The organism is Undibacterium sp. Ji49W (genome assembly GCF_049340205.1).
GTDB lineage: Bacteria > Pseudomonadota > Gammaproteobacteria > Burkholderiales > Burkholderiaceae_D > Undibacterium.
In genome coordinates this window covers 125,656-146,645 of the sequence record NZ_JBMPOW010000003.1, presented here as the reverse complement: position 1 = coordinate 146,645, position 20,990 = coordinate 125,656, and the positions used below count along the sequence as shown (strand labels likewise).

21 protein-coding genes are annotated in these 20,990 nt (G+C 52.8%); 3 read left to right on the top strand and 18 right to left on the bottom strand.

All coding sequences use genetic code 11. The features are described from left to right. Positions 1 to 25: 25 nt before the first annotated feature. From flgL to flgB, 11 genes are all read right to left on the bottom strand, one after another. Positions 26 to 1,252: a flagellar hook-associated protein FlgL gene (gene flgL, locus ACO0LK_RS04860; protein WP_422972717.1), complete on the bottom strand. Its 1,227-nt coding sequence runs from the start codon at positions 1,250 to 1,252 to the stop codon at positions 26 to 28. An 8-nt stretch (positions 1,253 to 1,260) separates the two neighbouring features. Beyond that, positions 1,261 to 3,519, bottom strand: coding sequence for a flagellar hook-associated protein FlgK (gene flgK / locus ACO0LK_RS04855; protein ID WP_422972715.1), 2,259 nt, complete (start codon positions 3,517 to 3,519; stop codon positions 1,261 to 1,263). Positions 3,520 to 3,695: 176 nt separating this feature from the next. After that, a complete protein-coding gene (gene flgJ / locus ACO0LK_RS04850) occupies positions 3,696 to 4,613 on the bottom strand; it encodes a flagellar assembly peptidoglycan hydrolase FlgJ (RefSeq protein WP_422972713.1) in 918 nt (305 codons plus the stop codon). 9 nt (positions 4,614 to 4,622) lie between these two features. Next, positions 4,623 to 5,693: a flagellar basal body P-ring protein FlgI gene (locus tag ACO0LK_RS04845; protein ID WP_422973030.1), complete on the bottom strand. Its 1,071-nt coding sequence runs from the start codon at positions 5,691 to 5,693 to the stop codon at positions 4,623 to 4,625. A gap of 77 nt (positions 5,694 to 5,770) precedes the next feature. Further along, on the bottom strand, positions 5,771 to 6,433 hold the full coding sequence (locus tag ACO0LK_RS04840; protein WP_422972711.1) for a flagellar basal body L-ring protein FlgH: 663 nt from the start codon (positions 6,431 to 6,433) through the stop codon (positions 5,771 to 5,773). Positions 6,434 to 6,476: 43 nt separating this feature from the next. After that, entirely contained in the window at positions 6,477 to 7,259 is a 783-nt protein-coding gene (gene flgG / locus ACO0LK_RS04835; protein ID WP_422972709.1) for a flagellar basal-body rod protein FlgG, read from the bottom strand. A gap of 63 nt (positions 7,260 to 7,322) precedes the next feature. Continuing rightward, on the bottom strand, positions 7,323 to 8,063 hold the full coding sequence (flgF, locus tag ACO0LK_RS04830; protein ID WP_186945627.1) for a flagellar basal-body rod protein FlgF: 741 nt from the start codon (positions 8,061 to 8,063) through the stop codon (positions 7,323 to 7,325). 69 nt (positions 8,064 to 8,132) lie between these two features. Continuing rightward, entirely contained in the window at positions 8,133 to 9,473 is a 1,341-nt protein-coding gene (gene flgE, locus ACO0LK_RS04825) for a flagellar hook protein FlgE (RefSeq protein ID WP_186945628.1), read from the bottom strand. A 62-nt stretch (positions 9,474 to 9,535) separates the two neighbouring features. Next, positions 9,536 to 10,204, bottom strand: coding sequence for a flagellar hook assembly protein FlgD (locus ACO0LK_RS04820; protein ID WP_422972706.1), 669 nt, complete (start codon positions 10,202 to 10,204; stop codon positions 9,536 to 9,538). A gap of 22 nt (positions 10,205 to 10,226) precedes the next feature. Further along, positions 10,227 to 10,631: a flagellar basal body rod protein FlgC gene (gene flgC / locus ACO0LK_RS04815; RefSeq protein WP_422972704.1), complete on the bottom strand. Its 405-nt coding sequence runs from the start codon at positions 10,629 to 10,631 to the stop codon at positions 10,227 to 10,229. A gap of 35 nt (positions 10,632 to 10,666) precedes the next feature. Continuing rightward, a complete protein-coding gene (gene flgB, locus ACO0LK_RS04810) occupies positions 10,667 to 11,071 on the bottom strand; it encodes a flagellar basal body rod protein FlgB (protein WP_422972702.1) in 405 nt (134 codons plus the stop codon). Positions 11,072 to 11,247: 176 nt separating this feature from the next. Between flgB and flgA the strand changes: the two genes are divergently transcribed. From flgA to ACO0LK_RS04795, 3 genes are all read left to right on the top strand, one after another. After that, positions 11,248 to 11,997 (top strand): flagellar basal body P-ring formation chaperone FlgA, encoded by a 750-nt coding sequence (gene flgA, locus ACO0LK_RS04805; RefSeq protein WP_422972700.1) that lies wholly within the window; start codon positions 11,248 to 11,250, stop codon positions 11,995 to 11,997. A gap of 145 nt (positions 11,998 to 12,142) precedes the next feature. Further along, on the top strand, positions 12,143 to 12,451 hold the full coding sequence (gene flgM / locus ACO0LK_RS04800; protein ID WP_186945632.1) for a flagellar biosynthesis anti-sigma factor FlgM: 309 nt from the start codon (positions 12,143 to 12,145) through the stop codon (positions 12,449 to 12,451). 2 nt (positions 12,452 to 12,453) lie between these two features. Beyond that, positions 12,454 to 12,954: a flagella synthesis protein FlgN gene (locus ACO0LK_RS04795; protein ID WP_422972698.1), complete on the top strand. Its 501-nt coding sequence runs from the start codon at positions 12,454 to 12,456 to the stop codon at positions 12,952 to 12,954. A gap of 116 nt (positions 12,955 to 13,070) precedes the next feature. Here the strand turns inward: ACO0LK_RS04795 and motD are convergent, their stop codons facing one another. Genes motD through flhB form a run of 7 tightly spaced genes read right to left on the bottom strand, consistent with a single transcriptional unit; the run spans position 13,071 to position 20,803 of the window. Next, a complete protein-coding gene (motD, locus tag ACO0LK_RS04790) occupies positions 13,071 to 13,907 on the bottom strand; it encodes a flagellar motor protein MotD (protein ID WP_422972696.1) in 837 nt (278 codons plus the stop codon). A 33-nt stretch (positions 13,908 to 13,940) separates the two neighbouring features. Next, entirely contained in the window at positions 13,941 to 14,681 is a 741-nt protein-coding gene (locus ACO0LK_RS04785; protein ID WP_422972694.1) for a flagellar motor protein, read from the bottom strand. Continuing rightward, on the bottom strand, positions 14,663 to 15,394 hold the full coding sequence (locus ACO0LK_RS04780; protein WP_186945636.1) for an RNA polymerase sigma factor FliA: 732 nt from the start codon (positions 15,392 to 15,394) through the stop codon (positions 14,663 to 14,665). Before ACO0LK_RS04780 ends, ACO0LK_RS04785 begins: the two co-directional genes overlap by 19 nt. A 4-nt stretch (positions 15,395 to 15,398) precedes the next feature. Next, a complete protein-coding gene (locus ACO0LK_RS04775) occupies positions 15,399 to 16,241 on the bottom strand; it encodes a MinD/ParA family ATP-binding protein (RefSeq protein ID WP_422972691.1) in 843 nt (280 codons plus the stop codon). Beyond that, positions 16,234 to 17,571 carry a flagellar biosynthesis protein FlhF gene (gene flhF, locus ACO0LK_RS04770; RefSeq protein WP_422972689.1) on the bottom strand — a complete coding sequence of 446 codons (1,338 nt, stop codon included), beginning with the start codon at positions 17,569 to 17,571 and terminating at the stop codon, positions 16,234 to 16,236. The genes ACO0LK_RS04775 and flhF overlap by 8 nt, the downstream gene beginning before the upstream one ends. Then, positions 17,568 to 19,655 (bottom strand): flagellar biosynthesis protein FlhA, encoded by a 2,088-nt coding sequence (flhA, locus tag ACO0LK_RS04765; protein ID WP_422972687.1) that lies wholly within the window; start codon positions 19,653 to 19,655, stop codon positions 17,568 to 17,570. Before flhA ends, flhF begins: the two co-directional genes overlap by 4 nt. Then, positions 19,652 to 20,803 carry a flagellar biosynthesis protein FlhB gene (gene flhB, locus ACO0LK_RS04760; RefSeq protein WP_186945640.1) on the bottom strand — a complete coding sequence of 384 codons (1,152 nt, stop codon included), beginning with the start codon at positions 20,801 to 20,803 and terminating at the stop codon, positions 19,652 to 19,654. The genes flhA and flhB overlap by 4 nt, the downstream gene beginning before the upstream one ends. Positions 20,804 to 20,990: the final 187 nt, after the last annotated feature.

The following is a 20,990-nucleotide window of genomic DNA, read 5'->3' as shown; positions in this document are numbered from 1 at the left end:
AAGACTTAACCAGCCCAAGAATCAACTACCGGATATAGTCAAACAGCGACAGGCCGGATGTTTTGACGAATGACTGCTGTGCCGCCTGCAAGGTGGTTTGTTGCTGGTTCAGTTCGGTAATGGCCTTGGCATAATCCAGATCAAGCAAGGCTGACAGATCCTGCTTGAAGGCAACACCCTTCGCATCGCCCTCACTGTCGAGGTCATCAATTTCTTTCAGACTGGTACCGAGTTGGGCACGCACGGTCAATACATTATTGAGTGACTTGTCGATATTATTATTGCCCTGCGTCAGTGCCGCATTCAGGTCTTTTTTGGCAGCGACTGTATTGGCTGGCGTATTCAATGCATTGATGATGTCAGTGACTGTCTCAAACAGATTCTGGTTACCAGGCTGTATCGAAAACTTGTCGTTCGGTCCAGGCGCTGCTACAGGTGGGCCGCCTGCATTGCTGATCGTCACGTCTATACCATCGACCGTCACCGTAGAACCACTGACATAGGGAGTCAGGGGAAGCACGACAGCACCGGTAGTTTTGTTGGTGACAGTAAACGATGTACCCAGATTATCGAAGGCGACTTCGTAGTTATTACCAGTCAAATTTCCTGACGTCGGTACATTGATCGTGGCGGCGGCAACAGCAGCACCGACATTGGACGGATTGGACTGCACATTGAATTGCCCTGGAGATGTGCGGATATTTTCAAAGATTGCCGTACCAGGGCCACTAAGCGGTAATTGCCTTGAGGTGTCCACCTGCAAATAGCGCTGCCCCTGATCACCGTTATAAGTCGCACCGCCAAGCTTCTTGGTGTATGGCGCAACTGTTGTGGCAAAGCCGGAAAACAGGTAATTGCCAGTACCGTCCGTGGAATTAGCCAGGCCCATCAGTTGATCCAGATTGCCCTGCAATTCCTGCGCGACATAACCACGTTCTGCATCAGAGAATGTGCCATTACCAGCTTCGACGATGAGCGATTTGATATTGTGCAGGGTGTCAGTCACATTCGACAACACACTCTCGGACACGCTGAGATTGTTTTTGGCACTTTGGCGGTTGGTCGCAAATTGGGTATTCAGCGAATCAGACTGAGAGATCACCAGTGCACGGGCCGATGCAATCGGGTCGTCTTCTGGTGTCAGCACGCGCCTGCCAGCAGCGATTTGTTGCTGGGTTCTGTTCAAGCCAACCTGAAGATCGCTGATCCTAGCGCCGCCAGATTCATAAATGGTACTTGTGCTGATACGCATGATAGCCTCTATCTACCCAGTTGCAACAGGGAGTCAAACAATGTACTTGCGATTTGCATCAATTTGCCTGCCGCCTGGTAAGCCTGTTGATAGCGCAATAAATTCGTCGCTTCTTCGTCCAGATTGACGCCCGATTCAGACTGCTGCGCGGTTACCGCCTGGGTCAACAGCTTGCCTTCCGAATCGCTGGTGATTTTTAATTGGGCTGCCTTGTTGCCCACTGCACTGACAAACTGGGCGTAAGCACCCTGGAAAGTCGTCGTATTGCCGCCCAGAGTATTTTGTGTCTGCAAGCCGCTCAGTAAAACCGCATTGCGGTTATCGCCTGAACCATTGGTATTTGGAGCAACATCAAACACATCGCCATTTGCCGGATCACCCGACAATGAAAAACTGATGCCGTTATAACTGATCGTCGCACCGGTCGTGTAAGGAACTGCCGTACCCGCTGGATACGTCGTCGACGTACCATTATTGGTGACAGTCACATTCGCGGTGGCAGGGAAACCTGTCAGCGTTTTAGCCGCAGAATTGAAGGTCAGCCGTGTCGCAGCCACCGGCAAGGCTGGCCCCAAGGTGAAGGTATCACCATTCGCAGGCGGTGCTGCACCATTACTGACAGCAAAACTGACACCGCTGAAACTGATAGTCGCACCGCTGGTATATGGCACAGTGGCTGGCGGTGGGTAATTGGTCGTAACCGCGCCTACCTTGACAGAAACTGTTGCGCCGGCAGGAAAGCCGGAAATCGTATTAGCCGGCGAAGCAAAGGTCAGAGTAACAGGCGTGGCCAGGCTACTGCCGACATAGGAATCATCGGTGGTCGCCGCGCTGATGGTCGCCGTTGCAGAATTGCTGCCAGATGCCACCAAAGAATTGGCGACACCAACACTGACCTTGCCAGTACCCGTATTGGTCGTCGGAAAAGATGTTGTCACTGGTGCCGCAGCGGCCAGTTTTGCCGGGTCCTTGATGGCAACAGCAATGCTGGAACCACCGGCTGCAGTCGGCCTGATCAGGAATTCATCGCCGGCATTCGGTGCTGCCGCAGCTGGCGGCGGTGCCAGTTGAAAGTTCACCCCATCCATCTTCAATGGTAAGGTAGCTGAAGTCTGGGTTGCGCCATCAGACAGGCGCGTAATTTTGTAATTACCGCCGATAAACTGCAAGCGATAATCACTGGTCGTCAATGCACTGGCATCGGTAATCGATGCATTGATGGAGGCGGTAGAGGTATTGAGGGAACTCGGTGTCGATATCGGTGCGGCTATCGAAAAGAAATCGCCACCGGTTTGCCCGTTCAAATCCACGCCCAGCTTCTGCTGGTTATTGAATTCTGTCGCCAGACCTATCGCGATGCGACCTATGGAATTGCGGGCGACATCCAGCGTGCTGGCGCGAAAATCAAACAAACCACCGAGCTTGCCACCGGCAAAACTGTCTTCCGGCAACAAGATTGAAGCACCGTTGGCCACATATGACACTTCAGAACGGCTAGGGTCCGTCAAGGATTGGCTGACAGACAACTGGTTGACGATGCTGCCCAATACCAGTGGCTGCCCATTACCGATAAATACATTGTACTTGGCACCCTGCGGCACCACGCTGACCTTGGTCAGCTTGCTTAAATCAGTAATCAGTTGATCACGCTGATCCAGCAAATCATTCGGGCCACTGCCGTTGCCGGTTACGCCCTGGGCTTTTTCGATGACATCATTCAGATTCGCCAGTTCCGTCGCATAACTGTTGATGGAACCGACCACGGACGAAATCTGGCCATTCACATCTGACGAAATCTGATCCAGCCGGCCCTGCAAGCTGTTAAGGCGACCAGCCAGCGATTCACCGGATGACAAAGCGGCCTGACGTGCTGCCGCACCAGCAGTACCATTCGGGCTGGACGCCAGATTCTGGAATGCCTTGAAGAAATCCTGCAAGGCAGGTGTCACACCGGCTGTAGGGTCAGCAACCAGATTATTGATCGAGCTGATTTGTGAATAATAGACATCGGCCTGATTCTTGGCCGACTGCGATGCATTGACCTGGCCAGCCAGGAAGGAATTGTATTGGCGCTGTATCTGGGTGACAGAAACACCCTGCCCGATAAATGAACCACCCAGATTCTGGGGCGCATTGGCGGCTTGCAAAACAACCTGGCGGTTATAACCTGGAGTTGATGCATTGGCAATGTTATGCCCGGTCGTCGCTATACCCAGCTGCGCCGCAGCCAGGGCCGATTGCCCAATGCCAAAAATATTTGAACCCATAATTGAACCTGCTTTTTTGCTAAGTTAGCCACCTGTGGCGTCTGATATTTATCTGCGATCAGCCTGTGAAAGCGCCAAACCTTATGTCAACAAATACCAGTACACCTCGTGCCATCAATCATGTTTTCGGTCCGTTTCGCCAAAACTTTAATCTGATGCACTTTCACAGGGGAAACTTAAGTTGAAAGAGACTGCCTGATGATTTTTGTCAGCTTGTTGGCATACTCAGGATCAGTGGCGTACCCTGCTTTTTGCAAGCCGTAAGCAAAACTTGTTGCGTCTTTCGCGTTAGCCATAACATTTTCATAACGCGGATTTTTGGTGATCAATTTAGCATAATCCTTGAATGCATCAGCGTAAGTATCATAAGCCTTAAATTTTTCCACCCTGCGCTGGGCAACGCCATTCACATACTCTGTTGTTACAGCGTCAACAGTCTTGCCTTTCCAGCCCTTGGTGGCTTTCATGCCAAATATATTATGACTGGCCGATCCGTCAGCAGTCTTGATCTCGCGACGGCCCCAGCCACTCTCCAGGGCAGCCTGACCCAGCATGAATTTGGCGGGAATGCCGGTTTCCTGGCTGGCCTGCTCTGCATGGGCGGCCAGTTTTTCCTGGAATTCGCGTACATGGCTAGGGCCGGTAAACGCGGTCTTGGGTGCGTTGGCTGGCTGCTGCTCAAATTTCAGATTATCCAGATAAGAGTTCAGCCCCTTGATACTGCTGGCACTGCTGGCACCGCTGACACTACCCGAAGTGCTGGACGTATCCGGCTCCAGCGCCTGGTTCATGGCATTGTTTGATAACTGCCTGACCAGCACTTCTGCCAGACCCACTCCTTTTTTGGCCATGGTCTGTGACAATTGCTGATCCAGCATAGATGTGTACATGCGGCTTTGCTCATTGTCCATGGGGCCATCCTGACCACCGGCCTGGCGCATGGATTTCAGCATCATGTTCATGAACAGGGCTTCAAATTGCTTGGCCGCACCTTTGATGGCTTCAGGTGAATTATTTCTCGCCGATTGCTTGAGTTCGTCCAGCGACTTGCTGTCGAACGCAGTTTTATCAGAGAAATCGGTACGGCCTATCATAGCGATTCCTTAGATGATTTCCAGATCGGCGCGCAATGCGCCCGAGGCTTTGATGGCTTGCAGGATAGACAGCAAATCTTGCGGCGTCGCGCCAATGGCATTCAGGGCTTTCACGACTTCTGACAGCGAAACACCCGCCTTCAACATCAGCAACTGCCCGGGGTCCTTGGTGATGGTAACGGTAGAATTAGCGGTCGCAGCCGTCTGGCCAGCGGCCAGAGCATTCGGCTGACTCACTGCATTATCGGTATTGATGACAACCGACAGATTGCCATGCGCGACTGCACAGGTTTCCAGCGTCACCGCCTGGTTCATGACGATGGAACCAGTCCTGGCATTCAGGATAACCTTGGCTGCCATTTGTGCTGGCGTGACATCAATATTTTCCAGATTGCCCAAAAAGGACACCCGCTGATCCGTACTGGTTGGTGCCTTGACCTGGATGACACGCCCATCCATGGCGGCAGCAGTATCCGGACCAAAGCGACGATTGATGGCATCGACCACCCGGCTGGCAGTAGAAAAATCGGATGTATTCAGTTCCAGCTGTATGGTCGCACCCTGCGCCACCGAATTCGGCACGGCACGTTCTACCGTAGCCCCACCAGAAATTTTACCCACGCCCAAATGATTGACCTGGGCCTTGCTGCCATTGGCAGCAGCACCCACGCCACCGACCAGCACATTGCCCTGTGCCATGGCATAAATCTGGTTATCTGCACCTTTCAGCGGTGTCATCAACAAGGTACCGCCACGCAGGCTTTTTGCATTACCCATGGAAGACACCGTGATATCCAGCGTCTGTCCTGGTTGTGCAAATGCTGGCAAGGATGTGGTCACCATCACTGCTGCCACATTCTTCAATTGCAGACTGGTGCCGACCGGAATAGTGACACCCAGTTGCTGCAACATGCTGATGATGCTTTGTACCGTAAAAGGTGTTTGCGTAGTCTGGTCACCGCTGCCATCCAGGCCCACGACCAGGCCATATCCCAGCAACTGATTCTGACGCACGCCCTGTATGCCGGCCAAGTCCTTGATGCGTTCGGCATGGGCTTGCGGTACCCACGCGCACCCCATGACTCCCAGCACGATGCAGAGCGCCCTGACCCATCTGGAAGTTGAGAGATAATTCATAAACCTGTCCCTGTCTTTCACTATAAAGGAAGGAAGCTGAGGAAGAACCGGGTGAGCATGGAATTCAACTCTGCCCTGTCCACATTCGATGTTGACCGGTATTCAAAACGTGCATCTGCCACCTGGGTGGAAGTAACCACATTACCAGCCGCTATCGTGGTCGGACTGACGACGCCAGAAAAGCGAACAAATTCCGCCCCCTTGTCGAACGCCAGTTGTTTCTCGCCGCTGACCAGCAAATTACCATTGGGCAGCACATCAATCACGGTCACAGCAATGGTGCCGGTAAAGTTATTGCTGGCGGCTTCAGCGCCTTTTTCGTCAAATTTGGTGGACGATGACGTCGCCAGACCAGCTTGTGCTGTCGTCGTCGCTTTTACCCCGAATATGGTCGGCGCAGCAAAAGATGCAGCACCAGATTTGCTGCCAGATGCAGCCGCCGATTTGCCGGCCGAGGTTTTTTCGCTGATGGCAATCGTCAACACATCACCCACCATGCGTGCCTTGGCATCTTCATACAAGGGACGATACGTGGCTTGCTGGAAAATCGCCCCATTGGCTTCCCGCATGGGCCTGGCTGTCTGTGCTGGCAATGTGGTTGGCTGATGTACGATCGGTGGCGGCGTGACTGCACAGGCGGTCAGCAACAGCGGCAGCAAAGTTAAAAATGTGAGATTTTTCATGATGCACTCATTCATCTGTCGTAATCAATGACTTACCAATGGCTTACAGTTGTGACAGGCGTTGCAACATCTGGTCTGATGTAGTGATCGCCTTGCTATTGATTTCATAGGCACGCTGGGTCTGTATCATATTGACCAGTTCTTCTGCAACATTCACGTTGGACGTTTCGACAAAAGACTGCATCAGCAAACCCGCACCATTGGTACCCGGTGTATTGGTGCCGGGGTTACCGGATGCGGCGGTTTCCACATACAGGTTTTCACCCAGGGCCATCAGCCCGGCTGGATTAATAAAGGTAGCCAGTTGCAAAGAACCTACCTGCACCGGCGCTATCGAGCCCGGCTGGGTTACTGACACCGTACCATCCCGCCCTACGGTAATGGATTGCGCATTGGCTGGAATGGTAATGGCGGGCTGTATTACATAGCCACTGGACGTCACCAGTTGCCCCTGGTTATCGGTCTGGAAGGAACCATCTCTGGTATAGGCCGTGGTGCCGTCAGGCATCAGCACCTGAAAAAATCCCTGCCCCTGAATCGCGACATCCTTGCTGTTGCCGGTCTGTTGCAAGTTACCTTGGGTAAAAATCTTTTCTGTCGCCACTGGACGTACACCGGTACCCAGTTGCAGGCCTGAAGGCAATTGTGTCTGCTGGGAACTCTGGGCGCCAGGCTGGCGTATGTTCTGGTATAACAAATCTTCAAACACTGCACGTGAGCGCTTGAAGCCGTTGGTGCTGACGTTGGCCAGATTGTTACTCACCACGTCCATCTGCGTTTGTTGCGCATCCAGGCCAGTTTTGGCTATCCATAATGAACGTATCATTGCTCTCCCCTTTTTTCGCCTTAACGGCAAATTCTCACACTTGCCATTTTGCGGCAAAAGGCATCAACTCAAAGTCAAGATCTGACTGGCTTTACTGGCGTTATTCTCGGCATTCTGCAATAACTTCATTTGCAGTTCGAAACTGCGGGCCAGGTTGATCATGCTGACCATGGATTCCACCACGTTGACATTGCTGTTTTCCAGCATGCCGCCGGCAACAGTCACTACCGGATCGGCATCAACCGCCGTGCCATCCTTGGTTTTGAACAAACCATCTTCGCCACGCACCAGATTCTCTTCCGGCGGGTTGACCAGTTTCAGCCTGCCTATAACCTGTACCGCACCAGGCTTGGTCCCCATGGGTATGGTCGAAACCGTGCCGTCCTTGGCAATTTCGATAGAGACTTCTGGCGGTATGGTGATGGGGCCACCATCACCCACCAGATTCAGGCCATCCTGCGTTTGCAGGATGCCGTTTTCGCTGACTTTCAAACTGCCATGACGGGTATAGACTTCAGAACCATCCGGTTTTTCCACCGCCAGCCAGCCCTTGCCCTGCACCGCTACATCCAGCTCACGCCCGGTAACCTGCATACTGCCGGTAGAGAAATCCGTACCGGCAGTCGAATCGACCACAAAGGCCCGCGTTGGCAAGCCATCACCCAGCACGGGTACAGCACGGAAAGAATCAAGCTGCGCCCGAAAGCCGGTGGTGGACACATTCGCCAGATTATGTGACGTGGTCGCCTGCTGTTCGAGGATGTGCTTGGCGCCTGTCATCGCGGTATAAACTAACCTGTCCACAACATCCTCCCTGTGTGCTCAATACGGACCATAAAAAATCGCTTAAGTCTATTCACGCTCTTCAGGTTATTAACGCAGGTTGACCAGCGTCTGCAATACCTGATCCTGGGTCTTGATGGTTTGCGCATTGGCCTGATACACGCGCTGCGCGGTAATCATGTTGACCAGCTCACCGGTCAGATCGGTATTCGAATCTTCCGTCGCGGATGAAGTCAGGGTACCCAGGCTGCCGGAATTTGGCGGGCCTATCAGCGCATTACCAGATGTCGCTGTTTCTATCCACTGGTTATCACCAGTCGATTGCAAGCCATTCGGATTGGTGAAATTGGCCAGCACGACCTGGGCCAGCACAGCCGTTTTACCATTGGTATAGCTACCAACAATGGTGCCATCTTTGGCCGTATTGAATTTCGACAGTTTGCCGGACGCATAACCATCCTGGGTATTTTTACTGACACTGAAATCAGAACCAAACTGTGTCGTACCGGTGAAATCGTATTTGATATCCACAGTGGTATTAATCGGTGTTACGGCGCCGGTACCAACAGGCACGGTCAATTTAAATGCCTTGGGATCAGTTGCTGCAAACGGTGGCGTTGCCACGGTCAGCTTACCCAGATTATCGAAACCGATACGGCCTATGGAGTTGGTGGTAGCACCAGTACCGGCAATCAACACACCGTCGACGGTCGCAAACACATCCCATTCTATGGTGGCCGGTGCCGTAGGTGGCGTGGCCGCATTCAGGTTATCCACCTTCACGAAGAACGACTGTACTACGTGCGAGTTACCCAGACTATCGAAAACCGCAATCGAAGTGGAGCTATTGTAGGTCGTAGGATCAGTAGGGCTGAAGGCAGTTGGCGTGATCACCGGTGGAATTGCCACTGGCGTCTGTGTACCCGGAACCAGCTTGCGCGAATCAAGGTTCATGACCGAATTGATGATCGCCGTTTGTGCCGGTGGAATATCTGCCGTATTGATATTGATCGGTGCTGCCGCGCCAGTGGACAAAACGCCGGCCGAATTGGCCACATAGCCTGTCAGCTGGGCACCCTGCGCATTGACGATATTGCCCTGCTTATCCAGCTGGAACTGACCATTGCGGGAATACGTAATCGCGCCGTTGGTCGACATACGGAAAAAACCGCCACCGTTAATCGCGATATCCAGCGGATTATTCGTCGTCGAGATATTCCCCTGGGTGAACTGCTGCACCACACCCGATACCTTGGTACCAATACCCACAGTGCCGCCGGAAGAACCATTGAGCGAGTTGGCATAGACGTCAGCAAACTGTGTCTGCCCCTGTTTAAAACCAACAGTACTGGCATTGGAAATATTGTTACCTATGACGTCCAGTGATTTGGAAGCCGCATTCAGTCCGCTTAAGCCTTGTTGAAAACCCATGATTTTTCTCCGTTACTTTGAATAGTTCATTGACACTGTTTGATTCGGGATCACTCCAGACATCAATAGATTTGCTTCACATCACTCATGCTGACATCACCCACATTCGCCACACTCAGTTTCACCCCCGAGGAACCAGAAGTAATACTGGACACCACACCAAAAGCCAGATTGGTGCCCGCAAGTTTCGTGTCACCCGATTTCGCAGCAACGTCAAAGGTATAGACACCATTGGCAGCAGTAGTACCGGCATCGGTTTTACCATCCCAGGTCAGTGTACTCACCCCCTGCGGCAAGGCGTCCACGCTCATTTTTCTGACGACGGCACCGGCACTGTCACGTATTTCCACGTCAACCTTGGTCGCCGCCTGTGGCAGGTCAACCGCATAGATGCCCTTGCCGTCCGTGACTGCCATCGTATTGCCCGGGGCGATCACGCCATGGCCTATCATATTGGCGGCCTGCAGGTTCTGGCTGGCCAGAAAACTGGCATTCATCGCTGTGACTGTTGTGTTCAACTTCTCGATACCACTCACTGTTGACAATTGCGCCATCTGGCTGGTCACCTGGGCATTGTCCATGGGGTTCAGCGGATCCTGGTTTTTCAGTTGAGTAACCAGCAACGTCATGAAACGGTTTTGCGCATCCTCGGTTGAGTTGGCCGATGTCTTGCTGCCATTCATGGTCGCAAGCAAAGTTGGATCAACGGCATCAGTCTGTATGGTGGTCATCTTTTATTCCTTTACTCTAAACTTATTGACCCAGGGTCAATGTTTTCAACAACATGGTTTTGGCCGCATTCATGACTTCCACATTGTTCTGGTAAGAACGCGATGCGGATATCATATTGACCATTTCTTCCACCACATTCACATTCGGTGTGGCGACATAGCCCTTTTCATCAGCCAGTGGATGCTTGGGGTCATACATCAGTTTAGGCGGATTACTGTCTTCTACAACCTCATTCACCTTGACGGCGGTGGAGGCCGTACCTGCCATGGGTACGGCGCTGAAAACCACCTGCTTGGCTTTATACGGCTGGCCATCAGAACTGGTGACACTATCGGCATTCGCCAGGTTGCTTGACACCACGTTCAGACGCTGCGATTGCGCACTCATGGCTGAACCGGCAACATTAAATACATTAAAGAGTGACATGATGATAATCCTTGTATTCGTGCTTTAGCTTCTGTTTAGCCCTGTATTGCCGCCAGCATATTTTTAATCTGCATATTGATGATGGTCAGGCTGGCCTCATAGCGCAATGCATTGTCGGTGAACTGATTGCGTTCCACATCCATATCCACCGTATTACCATCCACACTGCCCTGTATCGTAGGGCGGTACTGGGCGGCCACACCTGCTACCGTACTTGCCGTATCCAGATGCTGGCTGGCCGTTTTATTCAGGGCCGTAGGCGACTGCGTCAGGTTCTGGTGCAGGGCATTACTCAGCGCTGCTGAAAAATCAACATCTTTGGCCTTATAATTTGGCGTATCCGCATTGGCAATATTTGATGCCAGCAATTGCTGACGCTGCCCCCTGACGGATAGAGCCACTTCATGAAAGCGCAAGAAATCATCCAATCCACCAGCCATCATCTTCTCCTTTTCACCGATCAGGCATGCCCACGGTTTGCTATACCTTGCATATTATTCGTCGTCACACAAGTTTGATCAGGCAAGCAGAACGAGAAAACCCTGCTTATTCCCGCTTTCAAAAATCGGCAGGAATCCTAAAATGGAATCCGGAACAGATAAACGCAGGAATCAGGATGAAACCTCCACTAAACACAGGCAAACGGCTGCCAGCATGGCTTTTGATGGCAATGGCTAGCATGGTGGGCATGGCTGGCATAGCTGGGATAACAGGAGCGGCGCAGGCAGCCAACCCTGCCACGCAACAAGACCCGGTCCAGCTTAAGCAGGTGGCACTTGATTTTTTGACATTACAAACCAGCGGCTTGAACGGTGAAGTACAAATTACGGTCGCCGACGTCGACAAGCGCCTTAATCTGCAAGCCTGCGACGCTCTCAATCCTTATTTGCCGCCAGGCAGCAAACCCTGGGGCAAGGTCACACTGGCCATCAAATGCGGCGCGCCAGCCACCTGGCTCATTTATTTACAGGCCAATGTGCAGGTGACGGCTGATTATTATGTGACTGCCAACGCTATTTCTCACGGACAAGTCATTACCATGGCCGACCTGAGCAAAATGCGTGGAGATATTTCGAAATTGCCAGCCGGTGTTGTCACCAGCCCTGAACAGGCCGTTGGCAAAAGCATGCAGATGTCTCTGACATCTGGCAGCATATTGCGGGCCGATGTATTGAAAAGCCCGGCAGTAGTACAACAGGGGCAATCGGTAAGGGTAATCAGCACCGGCCCGGGCTTCCAGGTCGCTACCGACGCGGTAGCACTGAACAATGCGTCTGACGGACAAGTTGCCAAAGCCAAAACAAGTTCAGGGCAAACTATTAGCGGCATTGCCAAAAATGGTGGCATCATAGAAATCGTTTACTAGCATAAATACTAGCCAAAAAAGAAACACTTAAAATAAATGCAATTAAGTTAGTGCAATATTTTTTTGAGGTAAGGTTAAAGTTTAAAATTACACAGCCGATAAACTGGATGTAGATGTTTGTAATTCCCATACTGAGGGTATCGCTGTGAAAATTGATGACGCACTTAACAAGACCTCTGGGCTGCCCGTAAGCCCCCAGCAGGCACGCACGGAAAAACCGGCAGATAACACACCGGCTCCCGTTGCGAATTCGTCGAAGGTGCAAATTTCGACCCTGTCCACGCAATTGCAGGCACTGCAAAGCACACAGGCGAGCAATGCCGTATTCGAGACGAAGAAGGTGGAAGAGATCAAGCTGGCCATTTCTGAGGGACGCTTTCAAGTGAACTCGGAAAAAGTCGCTGATGGTCTTCTGGAAACAGTCAAAGACTTACTTAACGCAAGAAAACGCTAGCCATGAACCCAACAAGTTCCGGACATACTGCAATTGAACAATGCCTGAAGGAAGAAGTCGTCACCATGTCTTCCCTGGCTGAATTGCTGAAAAAAGAGCAGTCCGCACTTGTTGATAGCGATGTCACATTACTCAACGATTACACCCAAAGCAAAGGGCAACTGGTCGGCAAGATGTCCGAACTGGAAAAAAAGCGCAATGCTTTTTTGACACAACTTGGCTACAGAGCAGATCTGGATGGCATGAAGGCCTATTTGCAGCAGGCTGGCAGTGCCGACAATGCACCGAATGCGACCCTGTACTGGGATCAGCTTCTGCAATTGTCGATGCAGGCAAAAGAAGACAACAAGACCAATGGCCTGCTGATTAACCGCCGCCTGGCACAAAGCCAGGCCATGTTGAGCGTATTGCAGCAAGGCAACCAGGCCGCATCCCCCATGTATGGCCCAAATGGCCAGTCCACAATCAAAGGCACCTCAGGCAAGGGTTATATCGCGACTTAGATCCGTTTAGATCCATTTAAATCAGTTTAGATCAGTTGATATAGCCAGTGCCCATAAAAAAACAGACCCGCAAACGGGTCTGTTTTTGTTTCAACCAACAAAAAATGCGGCCAATTTTATGGTTGAGGTGCGGGCGCGACAGCCGGCAAAGATGACGTTGCCGGTAGCGACACAGGTGCCGGGGCCGTTGGCGAGATAGGTACATCTACCGCAGCCTCTGGCAATACTGCCAGTATGGTCACAGACACCCGGCGATTCCTGGCCCGGCCTTCTGGCGTATCGTTGTCGCTGACCGGCAATTTAGCGCCCTGCCCTACGGCTGTCACCCTGATTTCATCGACACCGTTTTCAGTCAGCAGCCTGGCAACCGTGCTGGCGCGCACTGCTGACAATTCCCAGTTGGAAGGGAAAATCGGGTTCTTGATGGGTACATTATCTGTATGCCCCTCTACCTGTATGGCATGGGTATCAAGCTTTAAGACACCAGCAATGGCTCTCAGCGCCTGTATCGAATCCACATTCAGGCGTGCCTCACCCGGCGCAAACAGCAGGCTGGCATTGATTTCTATGGTGATACCGCGACTGGTCTGACTGACCCTGACCTTGCCCTCACGTACCAGCGGCTCCAGCACAGTCATGATATCCTTGGCCATGGTGGTCATTTGCGCTTTTTCCTTGCGCAGGGCCTCGTTCACACGTGTACCTTTCACCAGCGGCAGCGGGTCGAGCTTGACGACCGGTTCATTCGGCATATCCACCGTCTTGGGATTGACCATGACCTTGCCAAAAGCCCCCGTCAGTGAATTCGACAAGACCCTGTACTTCCCCTCGTTCAGAGAAGAAATCGCATACATCACCACAAAGAAGGCAAACAACAGCGTAATAAAATCGGCGTAAGAAACCAACCAGCGCTCGTGGTTTTCAGGTTCTTCGTGGTATTTTCTTCTGGCCATAGGGTTCTTTAAGGCGTTACAGCAGGCAAGCCATCAATTTCTATGATTGGTCAATCGCTCTTCCACCACACGCGGGCTATCGCCCAGGGCAATACTGTAAAAAATGTCGGACAACATTTCCCGTCGCGTGACTTCCCGATTGATGATTTCCTTCAACTTGTGGCTGACCGGCAAAAACAACAGATTGGCCATGCCCACACCATAAATCGTTGCCACAAAGGCAACGGCAATACCACCGCCCAGCTTGGACGGGTCAGTCAGGTTTTCCATCACATGGATCAGACCCAGCACCGCCCCCAGAATACCGATGGTGGGCGAATAACCGCCTGCGGCTTCCCAGATTTTGGCAGACTGGCGTTGTTCCATCTCATACAGCGAAATATCAACGTCCAGAATGTCCTTAAGCCGGATCGGGTCGATACCATCAATGACCAGACGCAGGCCCTTGCTGATGAAGGGATCAGTCGACGCGTTCATATAGCGTTCCAGGCTGAGAAAGCCTTCCCTTCGGGCGACCACACTCCAGATCAGTGCATCTTCCACATTTTTTTTGCTATTGTCAGGCGGTTCCGACACCACCCAACGCAGCATGCGCACGCCCTGGGTAAAGGCCTTGATACGGCTTTGCATCAGTACTGCACCTATGGTGCCCACCACGACGATAACAAACGCAGCCGGCTGCACCAGGGAAGAAAGACGGCCACCTTCCAGCAACTGCCCGGAAACGATGCCGACAACGATCAGTAAAAGTCCGACTATGCTAGCCCAGTCCACGCCTTCTCCCTTAAGTACGCCCTGAGCCTGGCTACCGCCTGACTATGCAATTGCGACACCCGTGATTCAGATACCCCCATCACGGCCCCGATTTCCTTCAAATTCAACTCTTGCTCATAATACAAGCCCATCAGCAATTTTTCTCGCTCGGGCAAGCTGTCAATCGCCCCGATCACGGCATCCCGAAAATCATCATTCAACAAATCCTGCAAGGGGTCGCCCGACAGGTCAGAACAATAATGATCGAGGAAATGCTCTTTGGTATCGGCATCATGAAAATCTTCGTAATACACCAGTTGATGGCCACCGCTGTCAGTCAGCATGTCCTGGTATTCCTCCAGCGACAGCTTGAGCGACTTGGCGACCTCGGTTTCCAGAGGTGGCCTGCCCAGCTTTTGCTGCAAGGTGTTCATGGCATTTTCTATCTTGCGCATGTTCTGGCGTACGCCGCGCGGCAACCAGTCGCTGCTGCGCAATTCATCCAGCATGGCACCGCGTATGCGCTGCACGGCATAGGTTTCAAACTGGGCGCCATGTGTGTCTTCATAGCGGTTGACGGCATCCAGCAGGCCTATCATGCCCGCCTGCACAAGATCATCCACCTCCACACTGGGAGGCAGACGCGCCTTCAACTGGTAAGCAAGGCGCTTGACCAGTGGGGCGTGCTCCCGAAGGAGGAAGTTTTTATCGGACTTTCCGCTAGCGGTGTACATGTATTTATATTCCGAGACCGACACCCAGCTCAGGGACTCCCTCTAAACATAATGTCGAACGCGCAGTCATTGCCAATTGTTCCGCCAGCTTTGAAAAAGCCAGCGAAGCACGCGCTTTTGGAAAAGCGTCAATCACGGAACGTCCCAAATGCGCTGCCTTTCTAACATGCTCATCTTCCGGCACATGGCCGACATAGTGCAAAGGCACAGCCAGGTAACGGCTGGCGGCCTGTGCCATATTTGTGTAAATCAATCTCGCCTCTTTTTCTGATGCGCCGGATACCAGAATACCGTAACCGCGCCTTCCTACCCTGTTGCTGACCCGCTTGATCAGTCCGTATGCGGCCTTGATCATATGCGGATCGGCAGAAACCTGTATCACCAATTCGCTGTCATCCAGTGACGCCAGCGCAAATGCGTCATTCGCATTGATATCGCCATCCACCATCACCAGGTCAGCCTGATTGGCCACGACATCAAACACTTCAGTCAGTTGCCGCGCACTTTCTGGCGGCAAAGCAGACGTTAGCGATGCCTGCCTGGTCAGCATCGTCACCGACAAACCGGCAGCCACCATTTTGATTGCTTCCTTCATTGTACGCTGTTGTCTCGCTACATCCAACAAGGTACGATCATTGCTTGCATTCAGCCAGGCCCCAATGCTGTTGTCCGAAGCCCGCGCATCGATCATCAATACCTCACTACCCTGCCTGGCAAGCGTTACGCCGAGATTCACCAACATGCCACTTTTTTCATCTTCTTTCAAGGCCGACAGAAAAGTGAAGACTCTGGGCTTGGGGTTGGCCAGCATGCGGCGCAGGCCTTCTGCCTGATCAAAACTAGCCAAGGGACACCTCCCTGGACACAGTTGCAGCACGCGCCGCATTCCCGGCACCCATGGTACCAGCCATCAACAAAGGCAATTCTTCATCCAGCAAACGGAAGGCGGCTGTCTCGCGTTTCAGTTTGAAGGCACGGTCTATCAGGTACAGTTTATTGGCAATATGCAGATCTTCCGGCACCCGCTGGCCGCTGGCGACGTAATACACCATCAGCTTCTGGCGTATCGCAATGTCCAGTGCCCCACCTATGGTGGCAGCTTCATCGAGCTTGGTGAAAATGCAACCTGCCAGGCCATTACCCTGATAGGCCCGCACCACTTCGCTCAGGGTTTCACCGGTCGAGGTGGCATTCAGGCACAGCAGACGTTTTACCGGAGTGTCTGTTCCTGACAACATGGCAACCTGTTCGGTCACCATTTTATCGCGCTGACTGACACCCACAGTATCAATCAATACCGTATGCTTGTTCTTGAGTTCGGACAAGGCAATGCGCAAATCCGCTTCATCCTTGACGGCATGCACCATGACGCCGAGTATTTTGCCGTAAATACGCAATTGCTCAAAACCGCCGATACGGTAGCCGTCTGTAGTGATCAGCGCCAGCTTGGAAGGGCCATGACGCATCACACAACGCGCGGCCAGTTTGGCCGTAGTCGTGGTCTTGCCAACACCGGTAGGACCTACCAGGGCATAGACGCCGCCTTTTTCCAGCATTTCGTTTTCATTGTCGATGGTAGACAGATTACGCACCAAGGTATTCTTGATCCAGTCCAGGCCATTTTCGAGCTTGCCGGCTTCCGGCAATTTTTCTACCAGATAGCGTGACAAGCCGGCGCTAAAGCCAGTCGCCAGCATTTCACGCAGAATTTCGGCCTTCTGCGGATGCCGCTTCTGGGTCTGGGTCCAGGATATTTCGGCCAGTTGCGACTCCAGCATGCTGCGCATGGAGCGGATTTCTGACATCACATTATTCAATTCACCGGCGCTGACGGCGGCTTCAATATCAGCATCCATGGCGATCGCCGGTTTCAGCGGTCGACGGATAACCGCTGGTGCTTCGATCCGTGCTTCAGTCCTTGCTTCGGCCTGTGCTTCAGACTGATAACGCGGCGCAAAGCGTGGAGTATCGGGTATAGACTGCACAGATGCCGGCGCTGGTGCTTCATCAGTAGATGAAGGGGCAATCGCACTGATGGCTTCATCCGCCATCGCCAAAATCTCGACCTTACCACCGACATTACGGTTGGACAAAATCACCGCATCAGCGCCCAGGGCATCCCGCAACATGCGCAAAGCCTCGCGAGAAGTATTCGCGGTAAATTTTCTGACGTTCATGATTGACCTCCAACCAGGCTGGTGACTTTAATTGTTTTTGTTTCAGGTAATTCTGCGTGTGACAGAACTTTCAGTTGCGGCACCGTGCGACGCAGGAAACGTGACAGCAAGGCGCGCAGCGGTGCAGGCACCAGCAAGACCGGTGTCAGGCCCAATTGCTCCTGATGCTGGGCAGCGGCTTCGGTCTGGGTTGCCAGTGTGTCGGCCAGGCCAGGCTCAATACCGGCACCATCAGCACCACTGGTCTGCAAGGCTTGCATCAGCAAACGTTCCAGACGGTTATCCAACGTCATGACAGTCAGTTCATTCCCGGTCGGGAAAATCTGCTGCACGATGGCACGGCCAAGGGCAATCCGCACCTGGGCAGTCAGCTCACCGGCATCCTGGGTATGCATGGCCTGTTCTGACAGGCATTCAATGATGGTGCGCATGTCGCGGATATGCACACCTTCAATCAACAGGTTTTGCAAGACTTTTTGCAGCACAGATAAAGGCAGGATTTTTGGTACCAGCTCTTCCACCATCTTCGGCATATCCTTGGCCAGGTGGTCCATCAGCAACTGCACTTCCTGACGGCCCAGCAACTCGGCAGCGTGGGAAGTGATCAGATGATTCAGATGCGTGGCGATCACCGTACCCGAATCCACGACGGTATAGCCCATCGCCTGCGCCTGATCGCGCATGCCGCCATCTATCCATACGGCAGGCAGGCCGAAGGCCGGGTCATTCGTGACGGCGCCGGGCAAATTGCCGGTGACCATGCCTGGATTGATCGCCAGGTACTGACCGCTGAGTGCTTCGCCAACACCAACCTCCACCCCTTTAAGCGTGATGCGATAGGCTGATGGTTTAAGTTCAAGATTGTCACGGATGTGTACAGGTGGCGACAGAAAGCCGACTTCCTGCGCAAATTTTTTGCGTATGCCCTTGATACGACGCAGCAATTCGCCGCCCTGGTTTTTGTCCACCAGCGGAATCAGGCGATAACCCACTTCCAGACCCAGGGTGTCGACCGGCAAAATATCCTGCCAGGTCGCTTCTTCCATCTCTTGCGGCGCGGCTGCGGGCGCATCCTGTTTTTCATCCATGGCAGGAGGCATTTCATTGCGCTTGTTCAGCAGATAACCGCCACCACACAGAATTGCAGCCAGCAAAATAAAGGCGATATGCGGCATGCCGGGTATCAAACCCATGCCGCCAATAATGCCGCCGGTAATGATCATGACCTGTGGCTTGGCAAACAACTGCCCGATCAACTGACCACTGATATCCTGGTCACTGGCAACACGCGACACCACAACACCGGCAGCAGTAGAAATGATCAGGGAAGGAATTTGTGCCACCAGGCCATCACCAATGGCCAGCAGCGTATAGTTTTTCAGCGCAGAAGCAAAATCCAGATCATGCTGCACCATACCGACAATCAGGCCACCGACGATATTGATCACAGTAACCATGATGCCGGCGACCGCATCACCACGTACATATTTACTGGCACCATCCATGGCACCATAAAATTCAGCTTCTTGCGCCACTTCGGTACGACGGCGGCGCGCCTCTTGTTCGGCGATCAGACCGGCATTCAGATCAGCATCAATCGCCATTTGTTTACCCGGCATCGCATCCAGGGCAAAACGGGCACCCACCTCAGCAATACGGCCAGCACCCTTGGTCACCACGGTAAAGTTGATGATGGTCAGGATGATAAACACCACGATACCCACGGTGTAGTTGCCACCGATCAGAAAGTGGCCGAAAGCTTCAATCACCTTACCGGCTGCATCCGGACCGGTATGACCTTCCGTCAGCACCACGCGGGTAGAAGCGACGTTGAGCGACAGGCGCAACATGGTACTGACCAGCAGCACCGTAGGAAACACCATGAAATCCAGCGGCTTGACGGTGTACAGACTGGTCAGCAAGACAATGATCGCAATCGCAATATTGAAGCTGAAAAACACGTCCAGTACAAAGGCCGGCAAGGGCAGGATCATCATTGCCAGCATCAGGATAATCAGGAAAGGCGCCGCCAGCGCCCGGGTATTCATACCGTTCATCCAGGCAGGTAATTTGAGGCTATTCATGCTGGGGCTCCTGCTTGATTATTCGGGTCCAGCTCAGGTGGTACATATAAGTCATTCGGTTCCATCGGTTTGTTTCCTGCACCTGTGCGGTAACTGCGTAACTGATAAACATAAGCCAGCACTTCGGCCACGGCGGCATACAAGGCTTCAGGGATTTCATCGCCCAGTTCGGTGTGTTTGAACAGCGCCCGTGCCAGCGGTGGCGCTTCCAGCAAAGGTACTTTGTGTTCTTGTGCCAACTCACGAATCTTGGCAGCTACTGCATCCGCACCTTTGGCGACCACCTTGGGCGCGCCACGACCACCCTCGGTATATTTCAATGCCACGGCAAAGTGGGTCGGGTTGGTGACCACCACGTCAGCGGTCGGGATTTCAGACATCATGCGACGGCGTGCCATTTCACGCTGCTGGGCGCGGATTTTTGCCTTGATTTGTGGATTACCGTTGGCTTCTTTCGATTCCTGTATCACTTCCTGATGGGTCATCTTCAGTTTTTCAGCGTATTGCCACATCTGGTAAGGCGCATCAATCGCCGCAATCACCACCAGCGAACCAACGATGGCCAAAAAACACACGCCCATCATGTGGCCAACGTGGGCAGGCCCTGTTTTCAGCGATTCCAGCGGCAGGGCAAAAATGGCATTCTTCTGGTTCATGATGACGATCCATGCCACCACCCCGACCAATACGGTTTTAATGATCGCCTTCACCAATTCCACACCCGCACGGGTTGAGATCATATTGCCAAGACCAGAAATCGGATTCATGCGTCCAAAGTTCGGTTGCAGGGCTTTGGCGCTAAACAGCCAGCCACCGATCAACAGCGGCGAACCCAGCGCCACGATCAGCAACAGCACCGCTATCGGCGCAAAAGCCACCAGCACATCCCACAGACTGGCACCGATCTTCGCAAACAGCACCGCAGGGTCATAGATAATTTCACGTTCCAGCGACAGGCCGGTAATCAATGCATGATTCAACTGCCTGACCAGACCATCACCCATGGCCCATAGCGATCCGCCCGCAGCCAGCAAAATGGTGCAGGTAGACAGTTCACGCGAACGCGGAACATCGCCCTCTTCCCGCGCCTGTTCAAGGCGCTTGGGCGAGGCCGGTTCGGTTCTTTCGAGATCGCTATCTTCGGCCATTGCCGACTCCTGTTATTTCCACAAAGCAACCAGCACGCTGATTACACAAAGATACAGGTGTGATTATTGGCTATGTCAGAAGCACAAGATGCGTGGAATAAGGGAAGAAATACCCCTTAGCTCTGGGGAAAGAATGGCCCTTTTTGCTTAAAGGGCCAAGAAAGGCTGAAATCTGAACGGCCAGCCT